11 protein-coding genes and 2 pseudogenes are annotated in these 11,073 nt (G+C 44.6%); 7 read left to right on the forward strand and 6 right to left on the reverse strand.

What is annotated here, in order from left to right; translation table 11 throughout:
- Both F6J94_RS22250 and F6J94_RS22255 read left to right on the forward strand, forming a co-directional pair.
- Window positions 1-320 (forward strand): annotated as a pseudogene (locus F6J94_RS22250) (hypothetical protein); the annotation flags it as partial.
- A 353-nt stretch (window positions 321-673) separates the two neighbouring features.
- Complete coding sequence (locus F6J94_RS22255; protein ID WP_293027081.1) at window positions 674-826, forward strand: hypothetical protein; 153 nt, start codon at window positions 674-676, stop codon at window positions 824-826.
- A gap of 47 nt (window positions 827-873) precedes the next feature.
- Here the strand turns inward: F6J94_RS22255 and F6J94_RS22260 are convergent, their stop codons facing one another.
- Window positions 874-1,248 (reverse strand): transposase, encoded by a 375-nt coding sequence (locus F6J94_RS22260; protein WP_293044226.1) that lies wholly within the window; start codon window positions 1,246-1,248, stop codon window positions 874-876.
- A 499-nt stretch (window positions 1,249-1,747) separates the two neighbouring features.
- Between F6J94_RS22260 and F6J94_RS22265 the strand changes: the two genes are divergently transcribed.
- Window positions 1,748-2,929: an aldo/keto reductase gene (locus F6J94_RS22265; RefSeq protein ID WP_293044237.1), complete on the forward strand. Its 1,182-nt coding sequence runs from the start codon at window positions 1,748-1,750 to the stop codon at window positions 2,927-2,929.
- Window positions 2,930-2,949: 20 nt separating this feature from the next.
- On the opposite strand, the gene F6J94_RS22270 is transcribed toward F6J94_RS22265, so the two are convergent.
- A complete protein-coding gene (locus F6J94_RS22270) occupies window positions 2,950-3,498 on the reverse strand; it encodes a shikimate kinase (RefSeq protein WP_293044228.1) in 549 nt (182 codons plus the stop codon).
- A 144-nt stretch (window positions 3,499-3,642) separates the two neighbouring features.
- Between F6J94_RS22270 and F6J94_RS22275 the strand changes: the two genes are divergently transcribed.
- Both F6J94_RS22275 and F6J94_RS22280 read left to right on the forward strand, forming a co-directional pair.
- Window positions 3,643-3,885: a hypothetical protein gene (locus F6J94_RS22275; protein ID WP_293044230.1), complete on the forward strand. Its 243-nt coding sequence runs from the start codon at window positions 3,643-3,645 to the stop codon at window positions 3,883-3,885.
- Window positions 3,886-4,167: 282 nt separating this feature from the next.
- Window positions 4,168-4,368, forward strand: coding sequence for a hypothetical protein (locus F6J94_RS22280; protein WP_293027068.1), 201 nt, complete (start codon window positions 4,168-4,170; stop codon window positions 4,366-4,368).
- Window positions 4,369-5,688: 1,320 nt separating this feature from the next.
- Here F6J94_RS22280 and F6J94_RS22285 read toward each other — a convergent pair.
- The 4 genes from F6J94_RS22285 to F6J94_RS22300 all read right to left on the reverse strand — a co-directional run bounded on the left by F6J94_RS22285 (window position 5,689) and on the right by F6J94_RS22300 (window position 9,839).
- Window positions 5,689-6,339, reverse strand: coding sequence for a hypothetical protein (locus F6J94_RS22285; protein WP_293044233.1), 651 nt, complete (start codon window positions 6,337-6,339; stop codon window positions 5,689-5,691).
- 206 nt (window positions 6,340-6,545) lie between these two features.
- Window positions 6,546-7,172, reverse strand: a complete 627-nt coding sequence (locus tag F6J94_RS22290; RefSeq protein ID WP_293027061.1) for a flavin prenyltransferase UbiX — start codon at window positions 7,170-7,172, stop codon at window positions 6,546-6,548.
- Between the two features lie 231 nt (window positions 7,173-7,403).
- A complete protein-coding gene (locus F6J94_RS22295) occupies window positions 7,404-9,653 on the reverse strand; it encodes a ribonuclease R family protein (protein ID WP_293044235.1) in 2,250 nt (749 codons plus the stop codon).
- Between the two features lie 60 nt (window positions 9,654-9,713).
- Window positions 9,714-9,839, reverse strand: coding sequence for a hypothetical protein (locus F6J94_RS22300; protein ID WP_293027053.1), 126 nt, complete (start codon window positions 9,837-9,839; stop codon window positions 9,714-9,716).
- Between the two features lie 469 nt (window positions 9,840-10,308).
- Here F6J94_RS22300 and F6J94_RS22305 point away from each other — a divergent pair, with 469 nt between their 5' ends.
- Both F6J94_RS22305 and F6J94_RS22310 read left to right on the forward strand, forming a co-directional pair.
- Window positions 10,309-10,533 carry a hypothetical protein gene (locus F6J94_RS22305; RefSeq protein ID WP_293027050.1) on the forward strand — a complete coding sequence of 75 codons (225 nt, stop codon included), beginning with the start codon at window positions 10,309-10,311 and terminating at the stop codon, window positions 10,531-10,533.
- A 292-nt stretch (window positions 10,534-10,825) separates the two neighbouring features.
- Window positions 10,826-11,073: pseudogene (locus tag F6J94_RS22310) on the forward strand (hypothetical protein); the annotation flags it as partial.

The following is an 11,073-nucleotide window of genomic DNA, read 5'->3' on the forward strand; positions in this document are numbered from 1 at the left end:
TCCTGGATGAAGGAGGGGAGTCCGCTCTAGAAGATAATCCTGCCTTTGAAGCCCTCAGTGACTCAATTCCTGAATCCGATAAACAGGGATTTATCAGTAACACCTTTGATGAAGTTGGTGACTGGATGAATAATTTAATTTCCTCTACTGGGTTAAGCCCTGAGTCACTTTTTGAGCGTCTGGGTGGCTTCATAGAAGTTGCTGATGACAAGTTAGACTATGTAGCGGCATTTCTAGACGCTAGCACTAATTGTTATGAGCATACTGGGATTCAAACTGTTGCTCGTCATCTGATTCAGCGGGCAGCTCAAGATATTTGAGATTAAGTCTGGTTAATCACTTATCAAATAGTCCCTAAATTTTGGGTAAGCAGTCAGCTATCAGCTATCAGCTATCAGCTAATGGCCTACATATGGTGCTACAGATGGTGCTACAGATGGTGCTATCAGCTATCAGCTGACGGCTGCATGCTTACTACCGAGACTTTGAATTCGATAAAATCTCGAACTATTAAGTGCGACCCGTGGCAAATTTAATTCTTAATGGGTCAAGCGCACCTTTAAATTCTCCCAAATGAGGTTTATTTTAAGCTGACCGCTGACTGCTGACCGCTTACAATTTTGGTAATTGGGATGAGGTAATGGGGTATCATTAATCTGATTACTATTCCCCATTGCCCCAGTACCCATTATCCATGAAATATAGCGCTACGCCCAAGTCAGAAGTCAGAAGTCAGAAGTCAGAAGTCAGAAGTCAGAAGTCAGAAGTCAGAAGTCAGAAGTCAGCTATGACTGAGTTTCGGAGTTTAGGAATGTCAAACATCTGAATGCGTAGTGCTATATAAAGATTATTTTTGAATTTATTTGTGCCTATTTATTTTTGTTTGTGGCGTCTATGGTTTCTTTTACGGGTTAAATTCAAACGTTTAATCATTCTATCGACTGTGGAACGACCAATTAAAACTCCCGTTTCTTCCGCTAACCAAATCCGGAGTTCATCTAAGGTAGCATCATTGTTTTTGATGACCAGATCTCGGAGAATAGCTAATTGCTCTGGGGTAAGTTTTATCGGAGTTTGTTTAGTTCGAACTTTGGGAGCAATATTTCCGGTTTCTCGATACTGTTTGAGTAATTTTTGAACAAAGCTTAAGGCAACATTAAACTGTTGAGCAAGCTTACGTTGAGAGATATTGCCTTGATTATAAGCATCAATAATTTTTTGTCTAAGATCAACAGAGTAGGCTTTCATGGTTCTTGAGCAGAATTATCTGAGGTATCCTCATTGTACCTGACTAGCTTGGTAAACTCTAGATCCGATTGGCTTAACATTCGAGGCTGGTAAGCATTCAGCCGTCAGCTGTCAGCTGTCAGCCTTTGAATCAGCGATGCAGCTTCGGAACAGGGGAGGTCACGTCACCTGAACTTGCTAATGGTGCTTGAGATGACCGTGAGCCAGTGCCGACCTGTGGGGGTTCCCCCTATTAGCAACTGGCGTGGTTTCCACGGGGCAAACAGCGGTGCGGACGCAGGTGACCCACACAGACCCAAAACCACTCGCTATTGGATCAAGACAACAGGTAAGCATTCGAATAATGCTGAGTTACGGAATGCTAACGGCTTAATGCTGACGGCTGAATGTTGATGGCTGAATACTGACGGCTGAATGCTGACGTTGTCAAGTAATGTAAAAGTAGTTAGATGGACAAAGAGCAGACACTAGCAGCTGGGTGATTCAAAGCACGTTTATGATGCAATATCGAAGATTTGGGCGTACAGAGTTACAGATGCCAGTCTTTTCCTGTGGTGGTATGCGATACCAGTTCAAGTGGCAGGATGTTCCCAAGGAGCAAATTCCCCGAGATCATCAACAGAATGTCGAAGCAACAATCCGTCGTTCTTTAGAAGTTGGCATTCATCACATAGAAACTGCTCGTGGCTATGGTACTTCTGAGATGCAATTAGGAGAGATTTTGCCCAAATTTCCCCGAGAACAACTGATTGTTCAGACTAAAGTTACTCCTAAGCCTGACCCCAAAGAGTTTCGTCGTAAGTTTAATCAATCCCTCGCTTTCCTACAACTTGACTATGTTGACCTACTGGGAATCCATGGGATTAATACCCCTGAGTTGCTAGATGATACTATCCGTCCCGGTGGTTATTTAGATGTGGCGCGACAGCTTCAAGCAGAGGGTAAGGTACGGTTTATTGGCTTCTCCACCCATGGTCCTACAGATGTAATTGTTAACACCATTGAAACCGACCAGTTTGACTACGTTAACCTGCACTGGTATTACATTAATCAGTTAAATTGGCCTGCTATTGAAGCCGCTACTCGTCACGATATGGGGGTGTTCATCATTAGCCCTTCCGATAAAGGGGGTATGCTCTATAAACCACCACAACGGTTAGTGGAACTTTGTGCTCCCCTTAGCCCAATGGTGTTTAATGATTTGTTTTGTTTGAGCCATCCCCAGGTCCATACCTTGAGTCTAGGCGCATCTCGACCATCAGATTTTGATGAACACCTCAAAGCTGTAGAACTTCTGGAGCACTCAGAGGAAATATTACCACCGATTTTAGAGCGTTTGGAGTCAGAAGCGATCGCAAAATTGGGAGAAGACTGGTTCCGAAGTTGGCACATTGGTTTACCCACCCATTCAGAAACCCCAGGTGGTATAAATATTCCAGTGATTTTGTGGTTGAGGAATTTAGCGATCGCGTACGATCTGCTTGAGTATGCAAAAATACGCTACAACCTCCTAACTAATGCGGGTCACTGGTTTCCTGGTGCCCAAGCCAATCGGGTCAGAGAATTAGACCTGAGCCAATGTTTGCGTAAAAGTCCTCATGCTGATCTAATACCAGCTTTTCTGGAAGATGCCCATAACTTATTAGGGGGTAAACCAGTCAAACGCCTATCCCAACAATAATGAATGGCTCTAAAACGACCCTAATTTTTTTGTGTAGATTTTTTAAGAACTTTCGGAATCTCTGTAATAACTCGTGAAGCCACCTCTGGTGCAGTCTGCCCAGATTGTTGACAGATGTGAAGGTCAGCTAATTCATAAAGACTCCGTCTTTGGTCAAGAATTTTCTGCAATTCTAAAGCAGGATCAGGTTTCTGTAATAAGGGGCGAGTGGTATCCTCTTGCAAGCGTTCGATTAACATTGCCACAGGCACATCCAACCAGACCACCAGACCATAATGCAGATAACTCCAATTCTGGGGTTTAATTACAATACCGCCTCCTGTAGCAACAATCAATTGCTGATAAGCCGATAGTTCCGAGAGTACCTGAGTCTCCAGCTGTCGAAAGACTTCTTCACCGTCGTCAGCAAATATCTGGTTAATCGTTTTACCTGCAATTTGCTCAATCAGGGCATCTGTATCACAAAAACCATAGCCTAGCTCACTAGCTAGTAAACCTCCAACAGTAGTTTTGCCAGCGCCCATCATGCCAATCATAAAAACATTGATGCCCTTCAACAAGTCATTCACGCATGCCCTCTCCAGTTTAATCAGTGATTACCCTTAGTTCACTTAATAAACCGTACCACTATAGGGTTCCCACTGGGAGACAGCCTTTCACATTTATGTTATTATCCACAATAGCTTCATCTAAACTTCATCCCAAAAAAATCGATGTACCGTGGTTTTGGGGAGCCAGTGAGGCCAAAGGGGGTAACCACTGGGCCTGACTTTGGTGCTTCGGTAAGCCTTAGCACACAGCCTCTCCCTATGAGCAACTGCCGTGGTTTTGCTCATCTGCGACTGCATCAAGACAACGGGAACGTGGAAACCGTCATAATTCATGTGGCTATGTGGCGGAGGAAGCAAGACAAGGCGGTTAAAACCGCCATCATTATAAAAATAGCCAGAAACTAACGGCTTAGACCTAAGCCGACTGGGTAAGCGGTGTTTGACCACCGTAAGACTGGTCAGGCTCTGGACTGAATAAAAGTCCAAGCTTGGCACGAGGGTAAAATAATCCTCAATTTTTTAGACCAGGGAGACTCAAATATGTATAACGCATAGTTTCTAATCCCTGGCGCTCAACTACCTGATGAAGCAGCTGATTTCGGTGTTTCACAAAACTATCAACTAGTGGAACCGATCTACTGGTTTTCACTAGTGGTCACTCCATCTATAGTAGGGGTAACAAAGTAAATGTTGCTAATTCGTGACATTGTCAAACAAGCTCTCACCACCGGTTATCTTACCATAGAAGCCGAGGATAAATTACGCAGGATGCTTCATCAAAAACATAAAAAGTACGATTTGGCGGATCTGGATGCCTTTATGGTCTTACAAGAAGCCGCTATGACTGGTCGCGTGAGACAGCAATCTCGCGAACAAATGAACAATTAGCTTCATCCGCTCTTATGGCTCACATCGAACATGCGCAGCATAAGTGTCAGATGAATTGCGGACAGGGTTTATAATAGTTTATAATAGTAGGGAAAATAAATTAAGAGCTAACCGCCACCTACGTGCTTAAAAATAGAACTTATTGTATTGTTCCGGCGGGTCGGGGCATCCCGGAGACGAAACCTTAGAATAGGGCAGCCTTAATCATAAAGTTTTAACCCTTTACGCATAACCGACTAACCATAAAGGCTGCCCTATTCTTGCGGTAACTTCTGACCGTGTCGTTAATAAAGTAACCCGTGTATCCGTTCGCAATAGCTGGAGTTGCTAAGAAGCACACACTGAACCGTACTTGTCAGTGTGGGAGTATGTTACCCAAATGGATAATTATTGAGTAACTATCTAACAGTGACAGCCAAGAAGTGACCTTTCACTGCCTTGGCTGCTATTGTTATGCTAGTCTTGAACTTCCCCATCCGTCGCCGGAATGGGGATTCTCAGGCACAACCTAATTGGCTGTTATCGACCTGGGCGTAACTTTCCCCCGCACGGTCGGTAGCTGGTAGGGTCAATACCCAGTTTTTTTTTGAGACCCTTATTTCTTATCAGCGTCTAAACGCTGAAAACCCCGTCTTTTTAAAGCGGGTTAGAAGTTACCGCAAGAATAGGGCAGCCTTAATCATAAAGTTTTAACCTTTTTACTCATAGCCGACCAACCATAAAGGCTGCCCTATTCTAAGGTTTCGTCTCCGGGATGAAAGCGAATAGTGGCTTTAGCCACCCGTCTCAACTATTTTGGCAAAAGGGTACTATTTAGATATGGGTACAGGCTGAAAATCCGAGGCGCAACCGGGAGAGAGACCCGCCACTGCTTGACCTTAAAGAAGAAATGCCCGGAGGGTAGGGAAAGTCCTCCTTAAAAACCCAATCATCGACTAACAATCGGTGTGTGAACCCAGCAAAGCACAGCTTGAGAAAACAACGGTACGGCGGGGCACGCCGAAACCAGGTGAAACAGGGGAGTAACGGACTCTATAAGGCACTCACCAAAAAGTAACCAAACGTCTAAGGAGACTAGCCCGCTGGGTCTTTCGTAAACTGAACTGAAATCTTGGTCTTGACGGGTTTTTGGTTTAGGTATTGCCGCAAGGATACGGAGGTTTAAGGCCGGTCGTAGATCTAGGAATCCCCGCGTCTTTAGACCGGGGAGTGTCAAATTAACACCACACTGGGAAAATTAATCCCCGACCTAAGAGGACGGGGTATTCAATTCCGTCTCAAACTCTCTCCAACGAGCCAGAAAATCAACCGTCAGTAAGGTTATTCAAAGTCTTCATCATCCTCAAACCCCCAGTCCTCTTCATCCTCTTCAGGCTGCTTAGCTACTTTCTTGTAAGGTGGATTAATTACTCGATACTTGGCATCGTAAACTGTTTCGGATTTACCAACACCTGAATTACCAGGTTTGCGATAACTATAGGAATAAACAGAGCCACTTTGATCACTACTTTCGGGTTCTTCGCTCAGGTCATAGCTAGTGGGATCCCCTTTAGTGGTGTGTGAGGTCGAATCTTGCTTAACCCCTTGGCGACCTGATGAAACTCGATCTGAATTCTGATCTTCCTCAAACTCCCACTCTTGACTACTACTTTCTTCCCAATCCGAGCTTGTATCATCTTTTGACGTTTGTTTCGAGGCTGGACGCTCACGAGTTTTATCCTGCCTCGTCTGGGTTTGATAACTTTCACGACGGCTATATTCAGAAAATAATGGCTCGTCGTCTGGTGGTTCAGAATTTCGACGAGAGTAACGCCAAGCCAGGTAATTGGGGAGTCGTAGGCTGATGCTAGTTAGAACTCCAGCTCCAATGGCACCAACAATCCACAAGGCTAGAGGTAGAGGTGGTGTCTTCATGCCGAGAAAGACTAACGGTAGCACTGGCAACCAATTATCAACAACAAACAGTGCCAATCCACCTATTACCAAACATAAGAATATAATAATCCTAAACATAAACCAAGGGATTGAAGGTTATAGGTTAAAGGTTGAGGGGTGATGAAGATTTATCAGCATATGTCCGGCTCAAGGCAGAAAACTCTGACGATTTAGCCTCCTACTACTCGGTCTAACTGTGCCCTATTTTCCCCCATCTTTCCGATATCTTTATTTCCTACCTATCATAGTAGGGAATCATTACTTCTCCCCTGCCACCGTTTTAGGGGAATGCAGTCAATGTCTAACTGGTCTAAAGCACGAGCTACCACAAAATCCACCAAATCTTCGATGGTTTGAGGGTTATGGTACCAAGCGGGAATAGCTGGAACTATTCTAACTCCTGTTTCTGCTAATCTGGTCAGGTTACGCAGATGGATTAAACTAAAGGGTGTTTCCCGAGGTACGATTACTAGCTGACGCCCTTCTTTAATTTGAACATCTGCTGAACGCTCCAGCAGGTCAGTACTGAAGCCCGCAGCCATTTTCGCTACGGTATTCATACTACAGGGCATGATCACCATTCCTAAAGTACGGAAAGAACCACTAGCAATGCTGGCTCCCACATCCCCCCACCGATGACAAATGAGTTTGCCTCCCTGATCGACTGCCGCTTGCTGACGCCAGAATTGTTCTTGTAGATCGGGTTCTAGAGGCATGCGAATATTTTGCTCTGCCTGCCAAACCATATAGGTAGATTTCGATGCCACCAGCTCAATAGCATAGTCAGCCTCTAGTAAATACTTTAAAGCCCGTACAGCATAGATTAGCCCAGATGCACCGGTGACACCAAGAATTAAAGGAATTGTCATTAGTCAGTAGTCAAATCATGTCCGGTTTAATACTTATCATTGAAGGGTGTTCGTCATTTGTTTATTAATTTTTAATTTAAAATTGTTAATTAACAAAAGGGAATTAACCCTATTATCATCAATACTATTATAAGTGATTAACTGGACTTAATATGATTTCATTGGTAGTGATTGGTTAGTGGTTAGTGGTTAGTTAACCTTCTAGTAACCTACTAACCAATCACTAATAATTTACTCCTCTAAATCTTCGTTACTAGCAAAACTACCGCCACTTACGGTGACCAGGTCAATTTGTTGACGGTAATAATCCACACTCTTGACTTGGACTTCGACGCGATCGCCTAAGCGATAGGCAGTGCGATTTTTGCGACCCACTAGGCAGGCGTGACGGGAGCGATACTCGTACCAGTCATCCTTGAGAGAGCTAACGTGAACTAATCCTTCTACTAACAAGTCTTCAATTTCGACAAAAAAGCCGTAGGATTGAACCCCAGTAATTAGACCGCTGAAGATATCTCCTGTACGCTCTTTCATTTGTTCAGCTTTCTTTAACCCCTGTAAATCCATCTCTGCATCCATGGTGATCTTTTCACGGTCATTGAGATGGGGAATTAATGTAGTTAACTGATTTTCTAACTCTTGGTGAATTTCTGGTGGTAAAACATTCCAGTTTATATTACCTTGACAGCTGCTATGATTGAGATTTACGCGGTCTTTGGAACGGGTAGAACGACGGTCTCTTCCTTTTTCAAATACCAAATGCAGTAACTGTTGTACCCATAAATCTCCATAGCGCCTCAGTGGTGATACTCCGTGAGTATACCCAGTATCCAATGCTAGACCAAAGTGCGCTCCTGGTTTAGAACTATAACCTGTTGGTTTTAAGGTTGATAACAACAAATAGATCAATACTTTAGGTGCTATGGATTTGGAAAATAGCTGGGTAAAGCCCTGATAGTCTTGAGAGGTAATGGTTTCCTCTTTCTCAAGCTGCATATCTAGCTCTAGATTCATGCCCAACCTAATCAAATCCTGAAGCCCATCCCAATCCGGTAGCCCCTGGACACAGTAAATCCCTGGCAAACCTAGGGCTTGGATATGGGTAGCTATTGCTTGATTGGCTAAGATCACTAATTCCTTCAACAACGACTGCATTGGTACTGTTGAAGAAACCTCCAGAGCCCCCACTCTTCCTTCATCTTTATAGGGGTATGGAATCTGGGACAAATTTAGGTCAAAGGCACCCCGCTGCTTTCGTTGCGCCCTGACTGCTGGACTCAAGGTAAAAAACAGTTCCTTGAGTATGTCCACCACAGGTGCCAATTCTGAGTCAGCTTCCTCATGTCCCCCCAGAAGGGACTGAGCCTGCTCATAAGTGAGCTGGTAGTGTACCTGGATTATGGACGGTTGAATCTCATATTCTACTACCTTACCAGCTTCGTCTAGAGTGAGTAGTACCGACATGGTTAAGCGGTCTTGACCTGGTACTAGGGAACAAAGCTGGGCAACGGCTTCCGGTAGTAAAGGCAATATCAGATCGGACAGATAAACTGCTGTACCCCTTTTTCTGGCTTCATCAGCCAAGGGAGAGTCAGGGACAAAGTAAGCCACATCAGCAATATGTATCCCCAGTTGCCACTGATTTGCTTCGGTTTTTTCTAGAGTAAAGGCGTTTTCTACAATTACCTTCTCTGAGTTAGCTAGCTTATCTTCAATGGTAATGGTCAGAACTTTTCGCAAATCTAGGCGCTGGGTATAGTCTGATTTTTTCAGCTTTTTCGGTAAGTTATCAGCGGCTAGAAGTACCTCATCAGGGAAGTTAGAGCGTAAATCGTGCTTGCAACAGACAATGTCGGTGTCAGCCGCATCTTCTGCATCACTTCCTAAAATACGGGCAACTTTTCCCAGGGGAGGGTTTTGTCCGAGGGGGTAGCGTAGCACTTCTACATGAACCAGATGATCCACTGCTTTGTCTAAGGTTTCCTCATCCGGTTCAAGATCTAGTTCAAACAAGAGTCGGTCATCAAGGGGAAAGGCTCGGTAACCATTACCAATTTCCTTGACTCGCGCTAGCACTGAAGGATTTACCCGTTCGAGAATTAACCGCACTTCTCCTTCAGGAGAGCGGCGTCGGCTACCTTCTTTGGTAACTTTGACTAGGACGCGATCGCCATTCCAGGCAGTACTCAGATTGCTCTCCCGAATGTAAATATCATCGGCTCCCTCGACTTCTTGGATGGCGAAACAAAAGCCTTTACTGGAACAGCGCAGCTTGGCTTCCACCACATCTTCTTCATAAACACGCCGATACCTGCCGCGATCTTTGACCAGAATTCCTAATTTTTCCAGTGCATCCAGGGCAATCTGGAGTTTTTTGAGACCGTCTTTGTCTTGGCAACCAAGTTTTTTTTCTAAGACTTTGGGTGCCACTAGTTTATCATCGGTAAAATTAGAAAGTAATGTAGCGATTGAAAATTCCATCCAACAATCCTTTTCGTCTGATCGTGGTTTTTGCTTGTTGCCCTTAAGACTATGCGATCGCTAGGGTAGGACAGTCCCTGATGCGATCGGGTCATCGGCTGAACATTGAAAGGCAAGCCAGGTGTACACTTCCCCAACAGCAGAGAATAGTGCATCAGTATTCCCGGGTAGCTGAACTTGTTCCACCCCTTGTGTTTCTTTCCCAGGAAAGGGTATCCACTGATGGTTTGCCTAAACTGGTTAACCGACTCTGTTGTTTTTGTTCCGAAGCAAGACTAAGGTCAGGGTAACTTTTTAGGATAATGACTCACCTAACAAAGCTTGCGGGATTTTTGAGTCAGAGCTTGGTCAATAGCCAGTGATTCAAACGCCATGGCACCTTCTTTGAGTTACGGTTTGAGGCCCCCAGGACGATTGTTTCGTTGGCGAAGTTGTCATCAAACGGGTACTAATCAGGCAGTTATGTATAAGAAGCAACCGATTCCAAGAGCAAGAGTGAGAATGTCCAATGCCACCCAGTTTCTTTGGTTAGAACTCTTATGTTCAGACACTGCAATACTCGGAACCATTAAGCTTGCTGGTAACTTAGTCCCCTTGCTTTGCCGATGCTTTAGCCCCTGGGGCAAAAGAGAAGCTTAGCTTAGTCTGGTCAGCCTTGGAACTGTGTCCAAATTCCCCAGTTATATCTACTAGTCTACCTATTGGGCAACCGATTGGTCACGCTTACGCCCTAAATTCAGATTTGCTGAATCGTCATACTGACTTGCGTAGGCTAAAAGGCAACGGACTACATCAGGAGATAACAGCTCTTGTGGAACATAGTAGGTGTGGGCAACGAGGGGAACTTGGAGGTACCCGCCCTCTGATTTCCTGTTCCTAGAGCGCCTGGGAAAAAGAAACTTTGGTTTTGCTTGGCTGTGCTGCTCAACTGGATCAGGAACACCACTGAAATTCCTTTCTCCTACGTCTGTTGAAGACTTGAACTACAGAAGGATTTAGCGCCAGCTTACCAAAGATAGTTCTATTATATTATGTTTTATTGTACATCAACGGGAGTACGGAATCGGGAAGAAATGTTCCGGTGATCCGCAGATCAGCTGTTCCCTTTGCTACAGTTCTCGGGTCAAGCTATGCTATGATGTAATGCTTAGATTTGGGCAGGAAATGGTTTTATGTTTACTCAGTTCCGAGATCGTTATCCTCAAGGCAGCTTGATCAGCGATCTTTTAGCGATTGACCATGGTCAGTACATAGTACGTTGCTCCGTTAAAGTTGAGGATACCATTTTGGTCACTGGTCTAGCTGCTGCCCAAACCGTTGAATTAGCAGAAGATCAAGCCAGACTTAGAGCCTTAGCTGCTTTAGGCATGGATAGCACCAAAGGGATTGATCAAAACAAGGATAATCCCAGAGCAAAGCG

Source organism: Moorena sp. SIO1F2 (assembly GCF_010672755.1).
Classification (GTDB): Bacteria; Cyanobacteriota; Cyanobacteriia; order Cyanobacteriales; family Coleofasciculaceae; genus Moorena.

Excerpts from the sequence above, each read along its gene's own strand:
- F6J94_RS22260 (WP_293044226.1), bottom strand. The coding sequence starts at position 1,248 with ATGAAAGCCTACTCTGTTGATCTTAGACAAAAAATTATTGATGCTTAT.
- F6J94_RS22265 (WP_293044237.1), top strand. The coding sequence starts at position 1,748 with ATGCAATATCGAAGATTTGGGCGTACAGAGTTACAGATGCCAGTCTTT.
- F6J94_RS22275 (WP_293044230.1), top strand. The coding sequence starts at position 3,643 with ATGTACCGTGGTTTTGGGGAGCCAGTGAGGCCAAAGGGGGTAACCACT.
- F6J94_RS22280 (WP_293027068.1), top strand. The coding sequence starts at position 4,168 with ATGTTGCTAATTCGTGACATTGTCAAACAAGCTCTCACCACCGGTTAT.
- F6J94_RS22290 (WP_293027061.1), bottom strand. The coding sequence starts at position 7,172 with ATGACAATTCCTTTAATTCTTGGTGTCACCGGTGCATCTGGGCTAATC.
- F6J94_RS22295 (WP_293044235.1), bottom strand. The coding sequence starts at position 9,653 with ATGGAATTTTCAATCGCTACATTACTTTCTAATTTTACCGATGATAAA.